Below are 20,797 nucleotides of genomic sequence, written 5' to 3' on the forward strand. Positions count from 1 at the left end.
TAACGATTACGTCATTATTCGCGACGTTAAAACTCGACGAAGGTGACGAACTCGACGTTCAACTTTAACTGCATCCGGAACATTGGCACGTGTAGAACGACCATCGCTATCTAAACCAATATCCCTCAATAGATGGACATTCGTCCATGGAATATCATGAGCAGTTCGGCGTATGGTTCGCTGCCATTGCTTTTCTTCGCGTTTAAGGTCTGCTTTCAATAGCAAAGTGGCCAATTGTAGGTAAATAGAGTGACGCATAATATTTTCTCCGATTATCGATGTATTCGACTGGGAAAAATAGTGCGTAAAATGAACAGAAATATTCTGTTGACACTAAGCCGCTACTTTTCCGCAGCCTAGTAATAAATATGATAGGTTACGGATTAATTTTTATCTTGTGAGCCAGTGGTATTGGTATCATCCGATTTAAGGGTTATCGGAGCGATAGGCATACGATCAGCGCAAGCAGTGGTGTTAACAACGTAATGTTTCATCTTGCGCCTCCTAGCTAAAAATTAATCCGTTTATGAAAGGTATAACTCATTGAGTTACGGTTAAATTGTAAGCTTTGATGAATATATATCAAACATTTTTTGCCTTTTTGATTAAAAACAAATCAATACACCGCAATTTAGTTTCATATACTTTTATGTATAACATATTCACCTGAGGAATATATAAATTTGCGGATTTTATAAATCAAACCAAACAAAAAATAAAAAGAGCGGCTCTGTGGCCACTCTCTTTTATTGTATTTATTCGCCTATTTAACACAGGGAAAGGCCAACTACATGGCTTGTTCGGAAATCAAGTTATGTTTATTAAGTAGTCGATACATGGTTGCACGCGAAACTCCGAGCTCTTTCGCCGCATTTGAAACTTGACCAGAATGAGATTCCAAAACAACCAGCAACGCATCACGTTCACTCTTCTCACGGATTGATTTCAAGCTGCGCTTTGAGTCATTACGTTGAGGTAAATCTAAGTGATGCTCTTCAATCATTACGCTGTCGGACATTAATACCGCTCGCTTCACTTGGTTCATCAGCTCACGCACATTTCCAGGCCAGAAATAACGTGTCAGTGCCTTGAATGCATCCTCAGAAAAGCTTTTTGCTTGCGAGTTGTACTCTTTTGAGAACTCTTGTAAGTAGAAACGAGCCAGCAATGCGATGTCACTCGCACGTTCTTTCAAGCTAGGGACATTGATGCGAAGAACGTTGATGTAATGGTAAAGTTCTTCATTGAAGTCACCGTCAATCAAAGCTTTTTCAACATCTGACGAGTTAGCAGCAAGAATACGCACGTTAACCGCTTTTACGCCATCTTTGGTATCAATGGTGCCTTCTTGCAAGAATCTCAGCAGATTCATTTGCTGCTCTTTTGAAATGGTAAGAATGTCGTTAAACAACACGGTGCCGCCATCTGCTTGTTCAAGCAGGCATGCTTCCATATCTTCATCGGCGTTAATACCAAATACTTCAGCTTGGAAACGTTGTTCATTGAGTGCGCGACAGTTAATTGCCATAAACGGTTTATGAGAGCGTGAAGAGACTTTATGGATGGCCCTAGCAACCGCCTCTTTACCAGTCCCACTTTCCCCAGAAATCAGAATACTGACGTCCGTTGGACCAATGCGCTTCACTTGATCGCGTAAACGTTTCATCGGGATAGATTCACCGATCAAACCCATATCTAAACTGCTACCAAAACTAGGCCAAACTTTTTTCTCCAACTTAAGCATGCCAAGCTGGTGACCTATTGTGCTTAATAACTGTGCATCTGGGATCGGCGCTGTGAAAAAATCGATACAAAAGTTAACAATGAACTGGCATATGGTGTCAGTGCCAAGCTGAGATTCACGAATAAACGCTAACCAACGTACGTGTTTGTGAGAGCTGACTAAGTTCGCCAAACCATTCAAGCTGAACTCGTCATGGCTGAGATCAACAATACCGATACATGGACCAATATCTTCTAACAGCGTATTAGCTTTGCGTAAGTCACCTACTTGGTGACACTTCCAGCCCACTTGCTCCAGTACCGATAACCAAGGCTCATAAGTACCGCCAACTACCACAAGCGATCCCGGGATGGAATCCATCTTAAACTGCCCAGCCATTCTCTAACCCTTTTTCATTGTTAATAGAAATTTTGTGCCACAAACTTATCTTTGCGAGCGGGTAACATTATCGAGACTCCGCCCCCTCACGTCTGTCTCAGTATTAAGACTATGCAATAGATTGAGATTTGGCGAATGTTTATTTGCATATCCCATTAAAAAGCAAATGCAACAACTTGAATTAACTTAACTAAAAGGCAAAAAAAACCACCCGAAGGTGGTTTTTTACTCATCCTATCGAATTACGCTTGCGGGCGCATTGCAGGGAATAGGATCACGTCACGGATAGTGTGCGTGTTAGTCAGTAGCATAACCAAACGGTCGATACCGATACCTTGGCCTGCTGTTGGCGGTAGGCCGTGCTCTAGAGCAGTGATGTAGTCTGCATCGTAGAACATTGCTTCGTCGTCACCAGACTCTTTCGCTTCAACCTGAGCTTTAAAGCGTGCATCTTGGTCTTCCGCATCGTTAAGCTCTGAGAAACCGTTCGCTACTTCACGGCCACCGATAAAGAATTCAAAGCGGTCTGTAAAGAACGGGTTGTCATCGCTACGACGAGCTAGTGGAGAGATATCTGCTGGGTAGCCAGTGATGAACGTAGGCTGCATTAGCTTAGGTTCTGCTGTTTCACCAAAGATCTCTTCAAGAAGCTGACCACATGTCCAGAAAGGTTCTACTTCAACGTGAACAGATTTCGCGATAGAAACCATTAGATCACGGTTTTGTAGGTCTTCTTCTGTTAGTGCTTGGATTTGCGCGTGGTCTGGGTTGTAGTGCTTGATTGCTTCGAACATGCTCATACGAGTGTAAGTACCACCAAACTCAACCGTTTCATCACCGTAAGGCATTGACGTTGAACCTAGAACTTCTTGCGCCACTGAGCTTAGTAGTTCTTCAGTTAGGTCCATCAGATCTTTGTAGTCTGCGTACGCCATGTAGAATTCCATCATTGTGAATTCTGGGTTGTGGCGTGGAGAAAGGCCTTCGTTACGGAAGTTACGGTTGATTTCGAATACGCGATCAAAACCACCAACAACTAGACGCTTCAGGTATAGCTCTGGCGCGATACGTAGGTACATTGGCATGTCTAGTGCGTTGTGGTGCGTGATGAATGGACGCGCACTCGCACCGCCAGGGATAACGTGCATCATTGGCGTTTCAACTTCCATGAACTGCTTAGAGATCATGAAGTTACGGATTGCAGACATTACTTTAGAACGTACTACGAACGCTTGACGAGAGTCTTCGTTAACGATCAGGTCAACGTAACGTTGGCGGTAACGCATCTCTTGGTCAGTTAGACCGTGGAACTTTTCTGGAAGTGGACGTAGTGCTTTGGTTAGCAACTCGTACTCTTCCATGTTCACGTATAGGTCACCCTTACCAGACTTATGAAGTGCACCTTTAACACCGATGATGTCACCGATATCTAGACCTTGGTATTTTTCTTTAAGTACTTTTTGAACCGCTTTGTCAGCGTAAGCTTGGATACGGCCAGAAGTTTCTTGAATTACCAAGAATGGACCACGTTTAGCCATGATACGGCCAGCGATTGCTACTACGTGGTTAAGCTCTTCTAGCTCTTCCTTCGTCTTTTCACCGAACTCTTTCTGAAGGTCGCCCGCTAGTGCGTCACGACGGAAGTCGTTTGGATGGCCGTTCGCTTTGCAGCTCTTTCGGATTGCATCCAGTTTAGCGCGGCGTTCAGCAATCAGCTTATTTTCTTCTAGTACAGTTTCGTTTTGAACAGCATCAGTCATTTTCGATGTATCCTGTTTTTGTCGGTGAAAAGCTTTATAGACCTGATTTCAGGCTAGCTTCAATAAATTTGTCCAGATCGCCATCAAGAACCGCTTGAGTATTACGGTTTTCAATGCCCGTACGGAGGTCCTTAATACGTGAGTCATCCAATACGTAAGAACGGATCTGGCTACCCCAGCCAATGTCAGACTTAGCGTCTTCATTAGCTTGTTTTTCCGCATTTTGCTTTTGCAATTCAAGCTCAAATAGCTTCGCTCGAAGCTGTTTCATTGCCTGATCTTTGTTCTTATGTTGAGAACGGTCATTCTGACACTGAACCACTGTGTTCGTAGGTACGTGCGTAATACGTACCGCAGATTCTGTGGTGTTTACGTGCTGACCACCTGCGCCTGACGCACGGTAAACGTCAATACGTAGGTCGGAAGGATTAATGTCGATGTCGATGTTTTCATCAATCTCTGGATAGATGAACGCAGAAGCAAATGACGTATGGCGACGACCGCCTGAATCGAACGGAGATTTACGAACAAGACGATGAACGCCCGTTTCAGTGCGTAACCAACCGTACGCATACTCACCAGAGATGCGAACTGTTGCCGACTTAAGACCCGCAACCTCACCTTCAGAGACTTCAATCACTTCAGCTTTGAAGCCCTTCGCTTCTGCCCAACGTAGGTACATACGCAGCAGCATGTTAGTCCAGTCTTGTGCTTCTGTACCACCAGAGCCAGCTTGCAAATCGATGTAACAATCAGAGCTATCGTGGTCGCCAGAGAACATACGACGGAATTCAAGCTTTTCTAGCTTCTCTTCCAACTCAGCAAGTTCTGGTTCAATTTCGTCAAATGTTTCTTGATCTTCTTCTTCTACAGCCAGCTCAAGAAGACCTTCTACATCTTCCACACCTTGCTCTAGTTGATCAATGGTTTCAACAACCGCTTCTAGTGATGCACGCTCTTTACCCAGTGCTTGCGCACGCTCAGGTTCGTTCCATACATCTGGTTGTTCAAGTTCTGCGTTGACTTCTTCTAGACGCTCTTTCTTCGCGTCATAGTCAAAGATACCCCCTCAGGACATTTGTGCGCTGAGACACGTCCTGCAGACGGTTTTTAATTGGATTGATTTCAAACATGTTTACTCAACATTTTAGAATAGAATTTAACCGAGAAATTCTACTGAAAAATGTGACCGAGATACAGGAAAATTTCGGATGAGAAATCAGATTGCGGTGAGAGAGAGCACGGTCATAAAATTTTACGCCCACTTAGGGGCAACCGTACTCTATAAGAAAGGTTAATCTAGGTATTACTTAGCTTCGATATGGTCGATCATCAATTGCAATGATTGATTACCACGAAATTCATTCACATCCAGCTTATACGCGAGACGCACTGTTTTAACCGATGCATCTGGCCATCGGCGTAGATCAACATTGAATGCAATGCCGTCGATCATCACATTGGTAGGGTGACCTTTATAAAGCGGCTCTAACATCAATTTAAGATGCTTCTCACCCACCAGCTTTTGATGCAGTACTTTAAACTCACCATCAAAGATTGGCTCTGGGAAAGCTTGTCCAAAAGGGCCACCCGATCGCAGCTGTTCAGCAACATGCATAGAGAACTCTTCCGGCTTAAGTTCACCATCTGACATGATCACGCCTTTTAGCGCCGCTTCATCGAGTTCCTTTTTTACCACTTCATCAAACAAACGACTGAAACGCTCAAAATCCTGCTCTTTAATCGTTAAGCCTGCTGCCATGGCGTGTCCACCAAACTTGATGATCAAACCCGGGTTTTGCGTGTCGATGAAATCCAACGCATCGCGCATGTGTAGCCCCGGAATAGAACGACACGAGCCTTTAATCGTCCCTTCTCCGCCATCAGCAAATGCAATGACTGGACGGTGAAACTTCTCTTTAATACGCGAAGCCAAAATACCAATCACACCTTGATGCCAATCACGTTGGAACAAGGCTAGGCCATAAGGAAGCTCATTGCCTTCACCAAACTGAAGGCGCTCACAGAAAGCCATCGCCTCTTGCTTCATGCCTTCTTCAATCTCTTTACGAGTTTGGTTCAAGCCATCCAATTCACTTGCCATGCGACGAGCGGCGTGGATGTTGTTACACATCAATAGTTCAACACCGAAAGACATGTCATCAAGACGGCCTGCTGCGTTAATACGTGGACCTAAAGCAAAGCCAAAGTCAGACGCAACTAAACGACGCGCATCGCGCTTCGCGACCTCAATTAATGCTTGGATGCCGGGACGCGCTTTGCCCGCACGAATACGTTGCAAGCCTTGGTGTACAAGAATGCGGTTGTTTTCATCCAATGGAACGACGTCGGCGACGGTACCCAGTGCAACAAGGTCAATCAGTTCCATCAACTTGGGCTCTTGCATCCCCTGTTCTGCAAACCAATTGTGTTTTCGCATATGAACGCATAGTGCCATCATGAGATAAAACGCGACCCCTACACCCGCAAGCGCTTTAGATGGAAAGCTACAGCTCTCAAGGTTTGGGTTCACCATTGCATCCACATCAGGCAACACTTGTCCTGGTAAGTGGTGATCGGTAACGAGCACGGTAATGCCATTTTCTTTTGCGTAACGCACGCCTTCGATTGATGAGACGCCGTTATCCACCGTCATGATCATCTCAGCGCCAAGCTCTAAGGCTTGGTCAACGACTTCTGGGCTTAACCCATAACCGTCTTCAAAACGATTTGGCACTAGGTAATCCACATTGTGACTACCAAGCATACGCAGCGCGAGCACTGATAATGCTGAGCTTGTCGCGCCATCAGCGTCAAAATCACCGACAACGATGATGCGTTTTTGTTCTTTTATCGCCTGAAACAAAAGATCGACAGCTTGCTCAATCCCCCCGAGTTTTTGATATGAATGCAACCCACGGGCAGACGTTTCTAATTGTGAAAGATCCGTTATCCCACGGTTGATGTAGATACGTTTAAGAATCGGAGGAATGGAATCAGGAAGAAGGGAAAGATCAGGTTCAGGACGTCGTTGAATTTCTATCATGCTTAAAAGAGCCGACAACTTTGCCGGCTCTGCTCCTAATGGATTATAGTTGCTTTAAACGTTTCAATAGCTCTGCAGGTGGTAGGTAGCCACCAACCATTTCGCCATTCGGTAAGAAGATTGCTGGCGTACCAGAAATACCCAATTGGCGACCTAGATTGTAATGCGCCTGGATGGTTTCTTTACACTGTTTTAAGTCTTTCGCAGGGTTATCAAATGTACGATTCACTTTCGCGTTGTGCATTGCCGACGCCGGATCTTCAGCACACCAAATCGTTGCCATTTGCTCTGCCACAGGGCCAGTTGCACCTTGGCGAGGGTAAGCCATGTAACGCACTGTGATACCTAGATCATTATAGCCTTGCATTTGGCTATGCAGACGCACACAGTAACCACAGGTGATATCAGTGAATACGGTCACAACGTACTTTTCATCGTCGGCTTTGTATTCGATCATGCTATCGGAGAACTGCGCAATTTTCTCGGCGTTAAGCGGCGCTTGACGCTCTGCTATGACATCTTTGTAACTGCCATCATCATTAATGGCATAAAGCGTACCGGCGATAAAATGGCTACCATCATTTGAAGCAAACAGGATCCCGCCATTGGTTTGAATTTCCAATAAGCCAGCGACGTCTGATGGTTGAATATCAACGATAGATAAACCAAGCTTTGAGAACTTAGTTTTTAATGCTGCTTCATCAAAGCCGCTTTGTGCAGCTGGCGCCACTTGTTGCGCAGGAGTCTCCGTTTGAGCCTGACTTTCTTCTGCACCACAAGCGGTAACAAAAAATGGTAAAGTCAGCAGAGTTAGTCGGCGTAATACGCTCATGAAATTCACCTTAATGTAAAATCGTTTTTCCAAGAAGACATGGATGAATCTAACCATTGTTATGCTCTTGGGTGGTGTTGACTGTGGATCTGCTTCAATCGTTCAGTCGCCACGTGAGTATAAATTTGCGTGGTCGATAAGTCACTATGTCCTAAAAGCATCTGTACGACCCTGAGATCTGCGCCATAGTTCAATAAATGCGTGGCAAAGGCATGACGCAGTACGTGCGGCGACAGCTGATCCGTGTCAATCCCTGCTATCAAAGCATAGTACTTAATACGGTGCCAAAACGTCTGACGAGTCATTTGTCTTGCGCGTTTACTAGGAAAAACAATATCAGATGATGTATCACCAAGTAACGCAGGGCGCCCTTGTTGAATGAACGTCTCGATCCAATCGACCGCGTTTTCCCCCATAGGAACCAGGCGTTCTTTACCACCTTTACCAGTCACGCGCACCACCCCTTGGCGCAAGCTAACATTTTCCATGGTCAAACTGACGAGCTCTGTCACACGCAACCCTGTCGCGTAGAGTAGCTCTAGCATCGCTTTATCGCGCAATTCTATAGGGTCATTCGGGTCTGGCGCTTCGAGCAACGCGTCCACTTGCTCTTCACTAATATCTTTGGGTAAACGTTGTGGCAGTTTAGGGCTAACCAAGAGCGCACTCGGGTCATCAGCACGCACCTTCTCACGATGCAGGTATTGAAATAAACGACGAATAGCCGACAACATACGCGCACGGGACGTCTGTTTGTAATCTAAGTCTACAAGGTGGCTTTGATATTCTTGCAAGCCAGACAAACTGATAAAATCAAGACGGTATCGATGTTTTTCCATCCACACGAGCAGCTTCATTAAATCGTTTCGGTAGGAAGCCAACGTGTTCTCTGATAGGCCACGCTCCATCCACATCGCATCTAAGAATTGCTCAACAAGCGAAAAATCTTGTTGATTGACAGGCTGTTGTGCCGTCATGAATGCTTCCTTATCTGTTTATATTTACAGTATTTAGATTAAAGCACCTGCCAATCCAATACCATAAAAAATCATCCCACATAGGATATTCGCTGCAATCTTCCTCAATTTATGGTTAGAATCTTCCACAACAGCAACACAAATAACGACGAATATAATGAAAATCGGACTCTTTTACGGCTCAACGACCTGCTACACCGAAATGGCAGCAGAGAAAATTCGTACCCTTATTGGTGAAGACCTTGTCGACATTCACAATGTGAAAGAGACACCGTTATCACTAATGGCGGACTACGACTTATTACTCCTTGGCATCTCAACTTGGGATTTTGGTGAAATTCAAGAAGATTGGAACGCGATTTGGCAAGACATCGCGACCACACCACTGAAAGGCAAAGTTGTAGCGCTGTTTGGTCTGGGTGACCAAGAAGGTTACGGAGAGTGGTATTTAGATGCGATGGGCTTACTTCACGATGAATTGCAAGCCACAGGCGCAACCTTTATCGGTTACTGGCCAAATGAAGGCTACGAATTTGAAGCATCGAAAGCATTGATCGAAGATGGCAGCAAGTTTGTTGGACTTGCGTTAGATGAAGACTCACAGTACGAACTGAGTGATGAACGCATCGAAAAATGGTGTGAACAAGTTCTTGTGGAATTCCACGACACGCTTTAATAGCGCAAACACGTCATCATTAAAAAGTAAAAAGCCCGATGAAGTAATTCATCGGGCTTTTTATTATCTTGATTACGCGGTTTCTTGTGCTAGCTCTGGGCGAGGTTTCGCGATGAAGAACATGCACACGATAGCCGCAAATGTTGGAAGCACCCAACCCATGCCGACTTCGAATAGTGGCAACATGTTAAACGCAGAAACATCAATACCCGATACTTTTGCCGCATCAACCAACGCAAACAGCAGAGATACAAGCAGTACTGCACGGTAAGCAAAGCGTGGATTCGGCAGTTTACTACGCACAAATGTTAGTGCAACCAACGCAATCGCCACAGGGTACAGCGCAAACAATACTGGCACTGACAGCGAAATCAGCTGCGCAAGACCAACGTTTGCAACCAATGCACAAACAGAACCATTAATCAGTACCCATTGCTTGTATGACAGTGGTGTTTTCGAGCTGAAGAAATCTGAACACGCAGAAATCAAGCCAATCGCGGTTGTCAGACACGCTAGCAATACGATGACAGACAGAACGATTTGACCGTATGGACCAAACAACGCTTGAACGTATTGGCTAAGCACTAGGCCACCATTATCAGCACCAGCAGCAACCGTTGCACTCGTCGCACCTAAGTAAAATAGTGAGATGTAAACAAACGCAAGACCAGCAGCAGCAATACAACCTGCATAGATCAGATATTTAGTAGTTGCAGAGCGCTCAGTAATGCCTTTACCGCGCAGTGCATCAACCATCAGCATACCAAACATCAATGACGCGAACGTATCCATTGTGTTGTAGCCTTCTAAGAAGCCTTTGGTCAGAGGCTGCGTTAGGTATTCACCGTGCGCGCCAATCATATCGCCCTGAGGATCAAGGAAGACAGCGACAGCAAGAATGATCAAACCAACGAACAATGCTGGTGTCAGTACTTTACCGATAAGATCGATCAAGCGGCCTTGGAACCATGAGAACATCATCGCTGCGATAAAAAAGATCACTGAGAACGCTGTCAGATGCGTTTGTGACGCCTCAAGGAAGAAAGGTTTCACCGCCATCTCGTAAGCCACTAGGCCAGTACGAGGCGCTGCAAACGCAGGACCAATGATGATGAAAATCAGTGCAGCCATAAGAACTGCCGCTTTTTTCGGAAGATCTTGCGTCAAGTGATCCCAAGAACCACCAGCAACAGCAATAGCAACGATAGTAATAAGAGGTAGACCTACCGCTGTTAGCAAGAAACCAAACATAGCTGGCATTAAGTTTTCACCCGCTAACTGACCCGCTAGAGGTGGAAAGATAATATTGCCCGCACCTAAAAAGAACGCAAATAGCATAAAGCCTACTGCGATAATATCTGTTAGTTTTAACGTCTGCTTCACAGATAACCCTTGTCTTTTAATTAATGAATGTTGTGTATGCTTAGACCACTTTTTGTATACCTAAAGTCAATAAGTACACGTGGTTCAATCTATAAAATTTTCGCCGCATAATGACGAAAGACTCATCATTTGGCAACCTTTAAGAAAAAAACACCATATTAATTTAGTTTTCAAACTTAAAAGCAGTGGATATAACCAGATCCAAATAACAGACCAGTTCTTTATCTCGATCAATTAACAATACAATTTAATAACCAACAAAACAACAATCTATACAATTAATAAACAATAGAGCAATCCACTTAATTATTGAGCAAATATAAAACAATCATGAAGAACAAAAAACTGAAAACTAAAGGCTTCAATTTTAAGCAATTTTGTATTGAGGGTGGCGAGAGTGGTATGCCAGTCAGCACAGATGGGGTAATGCTTGGTGCTTGGATTCAAAGCCCTAACGACGCTAAAATTCTCGATATTGGCACTGGCACTGGCCTGCTTGCCCTGATGTGTGCTCAACGCTTTACGGAAGCTCAAATAACCGCGGTCGATATCGAATTAACAGCCGTTGCTGCCGCGCAAAAAAATATGGCCCAGTCTCCTTGGTCAGATCGTGTAAGTGTGCATCACACCGACATACTGCACTTTACGCCGACACATCCATTCCAACGCATCATTTGTAACCCGCCCTACTTCAACAGCGGCGAGCAATCGAAACACAGTCAACGTGCAACCGCGAGGCACACTGATACGCTAGGCCATAACGCATTGCTACAGCGTTGCTATCATTTGCTTGATGACGAAGGGAGAGCTAGTTTTGTTTTGCCAATCACCGAAGGCGAGCAGTTCATTGAGCTAGCATTAAACCAAGGTTGGTATCTATCGCGGATCTGTCGTGTGCAACCATCAGAAAAGAAACCAGTACACCGACTGTTATTTGAACTGTCAAAACGACCTTGCGATTCGCAAACGTCACATTTAATTATCCGTTCAAATGACGGCTATAGTGATGATTTCATCCAGTTAACTCGCGAGTTTTATCTTAAGATGTGAAATAACATGTGATCCTTATCACCAATCACTTTATAATGTGCGACCTTTTTGTATTCTATGCTGTTGTGGCGAACCATTAACCAAGCTTTGCTTGTGGAGAACTCATTGTGATCAGAACCTTTGCTGAACTTGATCTAGACCAAAACCTACTTGAAGCCATTGAAGAGATGGGTTACGAACGCCCAACAAAAATTCAGGCAGAAGCGATTCCACAAGCGTTGGACGGTCGTGACATTCTAGCGTCAGCGCCAACAGGAACTGGTAAAACGGCCGCCTTCGTCCTGCCAGCATTGCAATACTTGCAAGACTTCCCTCGTCGTAAGCCTGGGCCTGCGCGTATTTTGATCCTAACGCCTACTCGTGAACTGGCGATGCAAATTGCCGATCAAGCACGTGCTTTGGCAAAAAATACCAAACTCAACATTTTCACCATCACTGGTGGTGTTCAGTACCAAGAGCACGCCGACATCCTTGCAACAACACAAGACATTGTGGTTGCGACACCTGGCCGTTTAAAAGAATACATTGATGCAGAACGTTTTGATTGTCGTGCAATCGAATGGTTAATCCTTGATGAAGCAGACCGTATGCTAGATATGGGTTTTGCTCCTACTGTCGATCGCCTATCTAACGAATGTCGCTGGCGTAAGCAAACCCTTCTGTTCTCAGCAACGTTAGAAGGGAAAGGCGTAGAAGGCTTTACCGCTGATCTGTTGAATGACCCAGCAGAGATCGATGCAAAATCGCCGCTGCGTGAGCGTAAGAAAATTGCTCAGTGGTACCACCGAGCTGATGATGCTGAACACAAACTGGAATTACTAAAACACATTATTACTCAGCAAGCTGAGCGCACTATCGTCTTTTTAAAGACTCGTGAGCGTTTGGCTGAGCTACGAGCGCAGCTTGAAAGTGCACAGATTCCATGTTCTTGGATTCAAGGTGAAATGCCGCAAGATCGTCGTAACAATGCGATTTCTCGCTTCCGCGATGGAACTGTGAATGTGCTGCTCGCGACGGACGTTGCTGCGCGTGGTATCGATCTTCCGGATGTATCACACGTTATCAACTACGACATGCCGCGCACGGCTGATGTTTACCTTCACCGTATCGGCCGTACGGCTCGCGCAGGTAAGAAAGGTAACGCTATCTCAATCGTAGAAGCACACGACCAACCAATGATGGATCGCGTTGCACGTTATGTGAAAGAAGACATCAAAGAGCGTTTCGTGAAAGAGATGCGTCCTAAACACAAAAAGCCTGTGTTTAAGAAGAAAAAGAAAAAAGACGACAAGAAAAAAGTAGCGAAAAAGAAAACCGCTAAGAAGAAGTGATCTTGTTGGGGCCAAGTAGCTCAAGCTAGAAAATAACAAAGGGTTGGCAATGCCAACCCTTTTTCGTTTGTGCTGATAGAGATTAACGTAGACTACGTCTCAATCAGCTTTATTTTTGCTCTTCGCGTTTAAATACTAACTCTGTTGGCGTCGATTCATCTTCCACAAAGTAGTAACCCGCCGTATCAAACTTAGTCAGGTCTGCCACGCTCTCAACACGGTTTTCAATAATGTAACGCGCCATCATACCGCGCGCTTTCTTCGCGTAAAAACTGATGACCTTGTATTGACCATTCTTACAATCTTTGAATACTGGCGTGATCACTTGCGCATCTAAATTCTTTGGCTTAACCGCTTTAAAGTATTCATTTGATGCAAGGTTGATAAGGACATTATCACCTTGAGCAGAAATCGCTTCGTTAAGCTTGTCCGTAATTACATTGCCCCAAAACTGGTACAAGTTCGTACCCTTGTCGTTTGCAAGCTTGGTACCCATTTCAAGACGGTATGGCTGCATCAAATCAAGTGGTTTTAGTAAACCATAAAGGCCCGATAGCATACGCAGATGATCTTGAGCATATTCGAAGTCCGCTTCAGATAAACTTTCGGCGTCTAGCCCTGTGTAAACGTCACCTTTAAATGCAAGAATGGCTTGTCGTGAGTTTTCCGTGGTAAACGTTTCACTCCACTCTTGGAATCGGCCCACATTTAAATCTGCAATCTTGTCGCTCACTTTCATTAAAGAGGCAACATCAGCAGGAGTCAGTTTGCGGCAAACATCGATAAGCTCTTTTGAGTATTCGACCAACTCAGGTTGAGTAAATTTTTCTGTCGCTAACGGAGACTCGTAATCAAGAGTCTTCGCTGGAGAAACTACGATAAGCATGACTTTCCCTTCTCTAATTTTGTTTTTAATAGGGTACAAAAAAAGCCATGCATTGTCTGCATGGCTTTTTACATCGTACTAATAGCTTTCAACTATGAGTGATAGCTCACTTAGTCTTTTTTATCGTTGTACCAAATGCCTTCTTCAAGCTGAGATTTCAGCTCTGGGAAATCATTCGCATCAAATGTTGGCACTTTGCCTTCACCAAGCTGGCGGTTGTAATCTTTGGCCAGTTTAATCACGATGCCAGATAGCAAGATGATCGCCACTAAGTTAACTATCGCCATCAGACCCATAGAGACATCAGCAAGCGACCATACGACTGGTAACGAAGCTAGTGCACCAAACATCACCATACCAAGAACAATAACGCGGAAAATGCTTAAGCCCGCTTTATGATTGTGCTCTAGGAAGATTAAGTTCGTTTCAGCATACGAGTAGTTTGCAATGATTGAAGTAAACGCAAAGAAGAAGATTGCCACAGCAACAAAGATGCCGCCCCAATCGCCAACTTGTGAGCTCAATGCACGCTGAGTTAGCTCGATACCCGTCACTTCTGTTGCTTGACCGACATACTCACCAGACATCAGGATGATAGCCACTGTTGCAGAACAGATAACGATCGTATCCATGAACACGCCTAGCATCTGTACGTAACCTTGAGACGCTGGGTGTGGTGGGTAAGGTGTTGCTGAAGCTGCCGCGTTAGGTGCAGAACCCATACCTGCTTCATTCGAGAATAGACCGCGCTTGATACCGTTAATCATTGCCTGTGCAATTGCGTAGCCAAGACCACCTGCTGCTGCTTCTTGCAGACCAAATGCACTCTTAAAGATAAGCATCAATACATCAGGTAATTTCTCTAGGTTCGAGAACATGATGAACAGCGCTAGGGCTAGATAAAGTAGTGCCATGATCGGAACGATCATCTCAGCAACTCTTGCGATACGCTTGATGCCACCGAAAATAACAATTGCAGACAGTAAAACAACGGCAATACCGACATACAGGTTATTCCAACCAAATGCGTTGCTCATTGCATTGGCAATTGAGTTAGCTTGTACGGCGTTGAATACCAAACCAAAAGCGATGATTAGGAAAACTGAGAACAACACGCCCATCCAACGCATGCCCAGGCCTTTTTCCATGTAGTAGGCAGGGCCACCACGGTAGTTGCCATCATCATCTTTGGTTTTGTATAGCTGCGCCAGTGTGCTCTCAGCAAACGATGTTGCCATACCAAGCATTGCAATCAGCCACATCCAGAAGATCGCACCAGGACCACCCGCAGTCAATGCCACTGCAACGCCCGCCATGTTACCTGTACCAACACGTGCAGCAAGACTAGTACAAAGCGCTTGGAAAGAGGAAATACCAGCTTTGTCTGCTTTACGGCTGTTCTTAAGAACAGAGAACATGTGGCCGAAATGGCGGAACTGAATGAACCCTAATCGAACGGTGAAGTAAATACCAACACCAACAAGAAGATAAACCAGAATCGAGCCCCAGAGGAGATCGTTCATCAAATTGATTAAGTCTGTCATGTGTACCTCAAAGTGAGTTGCGCCAGTCTATGCGTCCTAGCCATCCACCAAATTGCCTGCTAAGTGTCAAAGTGTGCTTAGCTTTTTAAGTAATGTTTATGGGCAATCTAGAATCGTAAACGTCGCTTCATGCATCCATTTTACGTACCAGCGTATTTTTTGACGGGCGGATAATGCAACCTAGGAGCGCAAAAATCAATATGCAACAATAAGAATAACATTGTTATTTTTCACTATAAAGTCACCAAAAAATAACATAAATAGAAGACTTAACACTCAAACTGCGCAACATTTCAATTACCAAACACCAACATAAATAATTATTCTTCATTAAATGGAATGGCAAACCGTATAAACAAGAACAAGCTAGTATTCACAAGGTGTTACATAAATTTACGCTAGTGACTTACCATCTAATTGAACACTATTTCATCAAACTGATTTTATGCAACTTTAACCTTTGCGCAGTGCACCCATTCATCAAATCGAATTAACATAGAAAATCTCTCTATTTAATCGTTTTCTTGAGATCGTTTGTGCATTTTTTATCCACATCGTTGCAATAAAAAGTGTGATTTTGAGAATATTTTTGCACGAAAATGTCATGCTACCGACACAAATGCGAAATATATCATGGTTATTCTCACGGCTATTGTGGTACTTAAAAAACTCCACAAGGACTGGTTACAACAGTTTAGCTTAAGAAAGGTAAAGGTGGCTTATGGAAGGCTTTCAACTAGATGACATTTTTAATCTGGATACTACCTCAACAACCAAATCTCGTGCCAAACCAGTAAAGCGAAAGTGGCGTGAAATAGAAGAGATGAACGACAGACGCAATTTGCTTAAAGAGCTGCGCGAACTTGATGTCTGTACCGATTATAACTTGGAAGACATTAAACTCTAATTCAAACAAAAGGCACCTTACAGGTGCCTTTTGTTTTTTGTTTACAGTGACCGTAAACACCGTGAGTTTATGTACCAAGGTTTAAGTATGAATACCATTATTACTCAATGAGAATCTTCCGTACTTTTTGCCGAGAAATATGCACACTAAATTTTCGGTTGATTCCCAATAAATAAGAAATGTATCTCACAAACCCGAGAGACGGCTTTCGCTCGCTCAGGTTTCATCACTCAGGCTTAAACATACTCAGTATCACTTTGACGAACACGTTCGGCCAACTGCTTATAACGATCAGCAATCGTGTCACCAAACACAGGATCATCCTCACTGACGCTCCATAAGCTCTCGACATGCTGCCAATCTTCTGTGGTAAATAACTCTTCAATGAGAGGCAAAATTTTTCGCTCTTCTAGCTCCAAGTGGCGCCTTTGCGATTCAATGAAATCTTCTAGGTGAGCGACGAACATGTCTTGTGGCACAACAGCATCCTGAAGGATCATCTCTATCACGGATGAAAACTCTCTGGTTTTACTAGCTAACTCTAGATGTTCTTTCTCTAAATTTTCCATGGTTTGTTGCTTACCATAGTGTTCAAGAAAGTGATGATAGAGGATATCTTCTTTCGGGTGGTGTACTTTCTCCGAATGATTAGAGAGGTAATCAACAATCTCGCTTACTAACGCATAGTTGATTACACGTTCTTTTTTTATCTCATTAAGCTTATGGCGCAGTATCGCCAACAGACGAACCATATAACCATGTTCGCGTCGAATTCTTTCGATCATCATAGCGTCTCTCCTTAACACCTACTTTTAGTAAGTGTACATGAGAAATTTACTATCAGCCTCGAGCGTGCTCAAAAAAACAGCGATCATAGCATCCATGATCGCTGTCTCTTCATTTATACCGTTAATGGCAAATGCCAGTTGATTGGTGCTTTTTCTTGTGATGTAAGTAACTGGTTTGCTTGAGAGAAATGCTTACAACCGAAAAAGCCTCGATGTGCAGAGAGTGGCGATGGGTGTGGGGCAGCTAACACATGGTGCTTATTACGATCGATAAAACGACCTTTCTTCTGTGCATGTGACCCCCACAACAAGAACACTACACCTTCTTGATGCTGATTAATGGCTTCAATCACTCGATCAGTAAACGTTTCCCAACCTGTCTTTGAATGTGAATGCGCTTTACCTTGCTCCACCGTTAATACCGTATTGAGTAACAATACGCCTTGTTCAGCCCAGCTTTGCAAAAAACCATGCTGAGGGATTTGGAAACCTTCAATATCTTGCGCCAACTCTTTATACATATTAACCAGTGACGGTGGCGTTTTAATGCCAGGAAGAACAGAGAAACACAGGCCATGCGCCTGATTTGGGCCGTGGTATGGGTCTTGTCCTAGAATCACGACCTTAACGTCTTTGAACTCGGTAAAACGAAACGCGTTAAAGACATCTTTTGCGGGAGGAAAAATAGCTTTGCCTGCGGCGCGTTCGGCTTCAACAAAATTCAAGGTGTCTACAAAGTAGCTCTGCTTTTTCTCTTCGCCGATCACATCGTGCCAAGTGGGTGACTGATTCATGGAAAGTTCCTGTCCTAAATTTTGCTTCTATTCTAACGAGCGAAACTCAAACAAACAAAAACTTACCACGAACTTGAGACAAGTAATAAAAGACTAATGCTTCTGTGGCGTTCGAAAATGCCCCCGTCCGGTAATGTGACGATTAGGCATCGGTAAGCGAAGCACGCGACGAGTGTAAGCATAAGGAGTAAAAGAGAGTGGTCGAGACATGTTGGCATCCTTCTTTGCTAATTCAGAGATTGATGTTCAGTGACTAAGAAAGAAAGGTGCCAACTTTGTGGTTACGCCATTAACTGGCAATGGCCGCTAAATGGAATTGACGCAACGTGTTGATCTCTTGCTGCCAAATATCTGGATCAATTGTTTCCAAAATCAGAGGGATACCATCAAAACGAGGGTCTTTCGCGATGTACTCAAAGCAATCCCACCCGATCTCTCCTTTACCTAGAGAATGGTGGCGATCTACTTTGCTGGCAAACTCTACTTTTGAATCATTTAGATGCATTGCTCTTAAATAGTGCATACCTACGATACGGTCGAACTCTGCAAAGGTGCGCTCGCAATCTTCTTTTGTACGTAAGTCATAACCAGCCGTAAAGGTATGGCAGGTATCAATACAAACGCCGACACGATCTTTATCTTCCACTTGCTCGATGATTTCAGCAAGGTGCTCAAACTTCCAGCCTAAGTTAGTGCCTTGACCTGCCGTATTCTCGATAACAGCGATCACATTCGGCACCGCTTTATGCGCAAGATTGATCGACTCGGCGATCGTCGCGAGACACTCCTGTTCAGAGACTTTCTTTAGGTGACTACCCGGATGGAAGTTAAGCAAAGTCAGCCCCAACTGATTACAACGCTCCATTTCATCAATAAATGCCGCGCGGGATTTATTCAGCTTTTCTTCTTCCGGCGCACCCAAGTTAATCAGATAAGAATCATGGGGAAGAATATGCTCTGCTCCGAAACCCAGCATTTTACAGTTCGCTTTAAACGCACTGATGGTTTTTGCTTCTAAAGGCTTCGCCACCCACTGGCGTTGGTTTTTTGTAAATAGTGCGAATGCATTCGCGCCAATTTCACGAGCTCTCAACGGAGCTTGATCGACCCCACCAGCAGCAGAGACATGTGCACCAATGAGTTTATTCCCAAGCTTGTTTTTCATGTTTGTCATTTAATCACTTTAGACTTTCAGTATTGCTACCTAAATACAGATAGTTGCGTTAACCAGTTTAAACTTTAATCTCAATTTGTAGTAAATTTACAACAAAACTAGTTATTAAATATTTTTTATATTATCAAATAAATTATAATTAGTTTGTTTTCAAAGGTTTTATTGATTTAACTCAATAAAATTACCTTAATAAAAATAATGTTTTTGGTTGTTTTTTGACTTAAATCAATATTAAAATAGTGGATATTAGCTATATAATACTCAGCTCAACGAAAATTCGAAAATTAACACCAATAATCACCACGTAAGTGGTCTAGGAGATAGTGATGATCCAAGGTATCCAAATTACAAAAGCGGCAAACGACGACCTACTAAACTCTATCTGGCTATTAGATAGCGAAAAAAATGAAGCTCGTTGTGTTGCTGCAACTGCTGGCTACGAAGCAGACCAAGTTATCGCAATCAGCGACCTAGGTGAATACGAAAGCCGTGAAGTTGCAATCGAAACTGCTCCTCGTATCGAAGGCGGCCAACACCTAAACGTGAACGTGCTTAAACGCGAAACACTAGAAGATGCAGTTGCACACCCAGAGAAATACCCACAACTAACTATTCGTGTTTCTGGTTACGCAGTACGTTTTAACTCGCTAACTCCAGAGCAACAACGTGATGTAATCGCTCGTACTTTTACTGAGACTCTATAATCTCTCAGTAAACTAGCTCGCTAGAATTTAAAAAGCTTGGTCAGCAATGACCAAGCTTTTTTGTTTCAGAATCCTTCTAACCCCTTTCTATAATGGAAAGCAACTCGCCTCTAAGGTGCATTTCTTTGCGAAGGATCTTTCTGAAACGCTTGCGCTACAGAGGTTGGATCAAGCCTATCTCTTTGCAGTGACGCCCCTTCTGCCCACCAAATCAATTGATGCATAGTGCGATTCATATAGTTGTCCCACTGCGTCTGCTCCGACTCATCCGCAGCAACGCCCTGTTCATCAAAGACTTCTTGCGCTTTCGGAATGTGGATCATCGCAGAGACAGGTAGACATCCAAGTTCAGATAAGAAGGTACGCATAGAAACGGCAGCTCTAACACCACCCCATTGTCCGGCAGAATAGGTCACGATAGCACTCGGCTTGTAAGAAAACAGCGAACTGCCGAAATGGTTAAGCATGTTCGCCAAAGCAGGACTCATCGAATGGTTATATTCCGGGCTAACCATCACATACCCATCCGCATGTTTGATTTTGTCTGCTAGCTCACTTAGGTGCTGCGGAACTTTAGAGCGGTGATAAGCAAACTCGGGCTTAAACACATCACCAAAGTCGTAATTCAAAGGGTCGATGATTTCGACCGTATGTTGCGAATGTTGACTCGCGATGAGTTTTTCACACGCTTTACTGACTCGCATTCCTAAACGGGCTGGTCGTGGTGGAGTGCTGTCTCTCACTGAGCCAAGAAAAATCAAAAAATGCATGCTTCTCTTTCCATCTCATTTAGTTAAGTTCGTTTCTCAATCATAAAGAGAGT

Annotated in this window: 19 protein-coding genes; 5 read left to right on the forward strand and 14 right to left on the reverse strand. The window is 44.0% G+C overall.

The features are described from left to right. Window positions 1-6 precede the first annotated feature (6 nt). The 7 genes from L3V37_RS14370 to xerD form a co-directional block, all read right to left on the reverse strand. Window positions 7-258 (reverse strand): DUF1127 domain-containing protein, encoded by a 252-nt coding sequence (locus L3V37_RS14370; protein ID WP_130544985.1) that lies wholly within the window; start codon window positions 256-258, stop codon window positions 7-9. A 529-nt stretch (window positions 259-787) separates the two neighbouring features. Beyond that, window positions 788-2,122: a cyclic-di-GMP-binding transcriptional regulator VpsR gene (gene vpsR, locus L3V37_RS14375; RefSeq protein ID WP_017635067.1), complete on the reverse strand. Its 1,335-nt coding sequence runs from the start codon at window positions 2,120-2,122 to the stop codon at window positions 788-790. Between the two features lie 242 nt (window positions 2,123-2,364). Continuing rightward, window positions 2,365-3,882 (reverse strand): lysine--tRNA ligase, encoded by a 1,518-nt coding sequence (gene lysS / locus L3V37_RS14380; RefSeq protein ID WP_005382861.1) that lies wholly within the window; start codon window positions 3,880-3,882, stop codon window positions 2,365-2,367. 34 nt (window positions 3,883-3,916) lie between these two features. Beyond that, a protein-coding gene (gene prfB / locus L3V37_RS14385) for a peptide chain release factor 2 (protein ID WP_100068604.1) occupies window positions 3,917-5,015 on the reverse strand; the annotation gives its coding sequence in 2 pieces (ribosomal slippage) (window positions 3,917-4,939 and window positions 4,941-5,015; 1,098 coding nt in all). A gap of 173 nt (window positions 5,016-5,188) precedes the next feature. Then, window positions 5,189-6,928, reverse strand: coding sequence for a single-stranded-DNA-specific exonuclease RecJ (gene recJ, locus L3V37_RS14390; RefSeq protein ID WP_017821504.1), 1,740 nt, complete (start codon window positions 6,926-6,928; stop codon window positions 5,189-5,191). A gap of 43 nt (window positions 6,929-6,971) precedes the next feature. Next, window positions 6,972-7,760 carry a bifunctional protein-disulfide isomerase/oxidoreductase DsbC gene (gene dsbC, locus L3V37_RS14395; RefSeq protein ID WP_005381786.1) on the reverse strand — a complete coding sequence of 263 codons (789 nt, stop codon included), beginning with the start codon at window positions 7,758-7,760 and terminating at the stop codon, window positions 6,972-6,974. 59 nt (window positions 7,761-7,819) lie between these two features. Continuing rightward, window positions 7,820-8,737, reverse strand: coding sequence for a site-specific tyrosine recombinase XerD (gene xerD, locus L3V37_RS14400; RefSeq protein WP_005381788.1), 918 nt, complete (start codon window positions 8,735-8,737; stop codon window positions 7,820-7,822). A gap of 157 nt (window positions 8,738-8,894) precedes the next feature. Here xerD and fldB point away from each other — a divergent pair, with 157 nt between their 5' ends. Further along, a complete protein-coding gene (gene fldB, locus L3V37_RS14405) occupies window positions 8,895-9,413 on the forward strand; it encodes a flavodoxin FldB (protein WP_005381790.1) in 519 nt (172 codons plus the stop codon). 72 nt (window positions 9,414-9,485) lie between these two features. Here fldB and brnQ read toward each other — a convergent pair whose 3' ends face one another. Beyond that, a complete protein-coding gene (brnQ, locus tag L3V37_RS14410; protein WP_005381792.1) occupies window positions 9,486-10,796 on the reverse strand; it encodes a branched-chain amino acid transport system II carrier protein in 1,311 nt (436 codons plus the stop codon). A 330-nt stretch (window positions 10,797-11,126) separates the two neighbouring features. Between brnQ and L3V37_RS14415 the strand changes: the two genes are divergently transcribed. Then, window positions 11,127-11,846 (forward strand): tRNA1(Val) (adenine(37)-N6)-methyltransferase, encoded by a 720-nt coding sequence (locus L3V37_RS14415; RefSeq protein WP_104975862.1) that lies wholly within the window; start codon window positions 11,127-11,129, stop codon window positions 11,844-11,846. Window positions 11,847-11,953: 107 nt separating this feature from the next. Then, on the forward strand, window positions 11,954-13,177 hold the full coding sequence (gene srmB, locus L3V37_RS14420) for an ATP-dependent RNA helicase SrmB (RefSeq protein WP_005381797.1): 1,224 nt from the start codon (window positions 11,954-11,956) through the stop codon (window positions 13,175-13,177). Between the two features lie 109 nt (window positions 13,178-13,286). On the opposite strand, the gene yaaA is transcribed toward srmB, so the two are convergent. Both yaaA and L3V37_RS14430 read right to left on the reverse strand, forming a co-directional pair. Continuing rightward, window positions 13,287-14,063: a peroxide stress protein YaaA gene (gene yaaA / locus L3V37_RS14425; RefSeq protein ID WP_005382848.1), complete on the reverse strand. Its 777-nt coding sequence runs from the start codon at window positions 14,061-14,063 to the stop codon at window positions 13,287-13,289. A gap of 110 nt (window positions 14,064-14,173) precedes the next feature. Beyond that, on the reverse strand, window positions 14,174-15,607 hold the full coding sequence (locus L3V37_RS14430) for a sodium:alanine symporter family protein (protein ID WP_005381800.1): 1,434 nt from the start codon (window positions 15,605-15,607) through the stop codon (window positions 14,174-14,176). Between the two features lie 721 nt (window positions 15,608-16,328). On the opposite strand from L3V37_RS14430, the gene L3V37_RS14435 reads away from it, so the two are divergent. After that, window positions 16,329-16,514, forward strand: a complete 186-nt coding sequence (locus L3V37_RS14435) for a DUF3545 family protein (RefSeq protein WP_005381805.1) — start codon at window positions 16,329-16,331, stop codon at window positions 16,512-16,514. Window positions 16,515-16,750: 236 nt separating this feature from the next. Here the strand turns inward: L3V37_RS14435 and L3V37_RS14440 are convergent, their stop codons facing one another. From L3V37_RS14440 to nfo, 3 genes are all read right to left on the reverse strand, one after another. After that, entirely contained in the window at window positions 16,751-17,302 is a 552-nt protein-coding gene (locus L3V37_RS14440) for a hemerythrin domain-containing protein (RefSeq protein WP_017821507.1), read from the reverse strand. Window positions 17,303-17,415: 113 nt separating this feature from the next. Beyond that, window positions 17,416-18,096 (reverse strand): uracil-DNA glycosylase, encoded by a 681-nt coding sequence (gene ung, locus L3V37_RS14445; protein WP_005382846.1) that lies wholly within the window; start codon window positions 18,094-18,096, stop codon window positions 17,416-17,418. A 289-nt stretch (window positions 18,097-18,385) separates the two neighbouring features. Continuing rightward, window positions 18,386-19,270 carry a deoxyribonuclease IV gene (gene nfo, locus L3V37_RS14450; RefSeq protein WP_005382844.1) on the reverse strand — a complete coding sequence of 295 codons (885 nt, stop codon included), beginning with the start codon at window positions 19,268-19,270 and terminating at the stop codon, window positions 18,386-18,388. 326 nt (window positions 19,271-19,596) lie between these two features. Between nfo and grcA the strand changes: the two genes are divergently transcribed. Further along, the gene (gene grcA / locus L3V37_RS14455; RefSeq protein WP_005381814.1) at window positions 19,597-19,974 is read left to right on the forward strand and encodes an autonomous glycyl radical cofactor GrcA; all 378 of its coding nucleotides are present in this window, start codon (window positions 19,597-19,599) and stop codon (window positions 19,972-19,974) included. A 110-nt stretch (window positions 19,975-20,084) separates the two neighbouring features. Here grcA and L3V37_RS14460 read toward each other — a convergent pair whose 3' ends face one another. Next, a complete protein-coding gene (locus L3V37_RS14460) occupies window positions 20,085-20,744 on the reverse strand; it encodes an NADPH-dependent FMN reductase (protein WP_017635073.1) in 660 nt (219 codons plus the stop codon). Between the last annotated feature and the right edge of the window lie 53 nt (window positions 20,745-20,797).

The sequence above is a fragment of the Vibrio sp. D54 genome (assembly GCF_021728075.1).
In the GTDB taxonomy this organism is placed as follows: Bacteria; Pseudomonadota; Gammaproteobacteria; order Enterobacterales; family Vibrionaceae; genus Vibrio; species Vibrio alginolyticus.

What these genes read in the sequence shown, in the direction of transcription:
- L3V37_RS14370 (WP_130544985.1), bottom strand. Translation starts at nt 258, where the DNA reads ATGCGTCACTCTATTTACCTACAATTGGCCACTTTGCTATTGAAAGCA.
- vpsR (WP_017635067.1), bottom strand. Translation starts at nt 2,122, where the DNA reads ATGGCTGGGCAGTTTAAGATGGATTCCATCCCGGGATCGCTTGTGGTA.
- lysS (WP_005382861.1), bottom strand. Translation starts at nt 3,882, where the DNA reads ATGACTGATGCTGTTCAAAACGAAACTGTACTAGAAGAAAATAAGCTG.
- recJ (WP_017821504.1), bottom strand. Translation starts at nt 6,928, where the DNA reads ATGATAGAAATTCAACGACGTCCTGAACCTGATCTTTCCCTTCTTCCT.
- dsbC (WP_005381786.1), bottom strand. Translation starts at nt 7,760, where the DNA reads ATGAGCGTATTACGCCGACTAACTCTGCTGACTTTACCATTTTTTGTT.
- xerD (WP_005381788.1), bottom strand. Translation starts at nt 8,737, where the DNA reads ATGACGGCACAACAGCCTGTCAATCAACAAGATTTTTCGCTTGTTGAG.
- fldB (WP_005381790.1), top strand. Translation starts at nt 8,895, where the DNA reads ATGAAAATCGGACTCTTTTACGGCTCAACGACCTGCTACACCGAAATG.
- L3V37_RS14415 (WP_104975862.1), top strand. Translation starts at nt 11,127, where the DNA reads ATGAAGAACAAAAAACTGAAAACTAAAGGCTTCAATTTTAAGCAATTT.
- yaaA (WP_005382848.1), bottom strand. Translation starts at nt 14,063, where the DNA reads ATGCTTATCGTAGTTTCTCCAGCGAAGACTCTTGATTACGAGTCTCCG.
- L3V37_RS14430 (WP_005381800.1), bottom strand. Translation starts at nt 15,607, where the DNA reads ATGACAGACTTAATCAATTTGATGAACGATCTCCTCTGGGGCTCGATT.
- L3V37_RS14435 (WP_005381805.1), top strand. Translation starts at nt 16,329, where the DNA reads ATGGAAGGCTTTCAACTAGATGACATTTTTAATCTGGATACTACCTCA.
- L3V37_RS14440 (WP_017821507.1), bottom strand. Translation starts at nt 17,302, where the DNA reads ATGATGATCGAAAGAATTCGACGCGAACATGGTTATATGGTTCGTCTG.
- ung (WP_005382846.1), bottom strand. Translation starts at nt 18,096, where the DNA reads ATGAATCAGTCACCCACTTGGCACGATGTGATCGGCGAAGAGAAAAAG.
- nfo (WP_005382844.1), bottom strand. Translation starts at nt 19,270, where the DNA reads ATGACAAACATGAAAAACAAGCTTGGGAATAAACTCATTGGTGCACAT.
- grcA (WP_005381814.1), top strand. Translation starts at nt 19,597, where the DNA reads ATGATCCAAGGTATCCAAATTACAAAAGCGGCAAACGACGACCTACTA.
- L3V37_RS14460 (WP_017635073.1), bottom strand. Translation starts at nt 20,744, where the DNA reads ATGCATTTTTTGATTTTTCTTGGCTCAGTGAGAGACAGCACTCCACCA.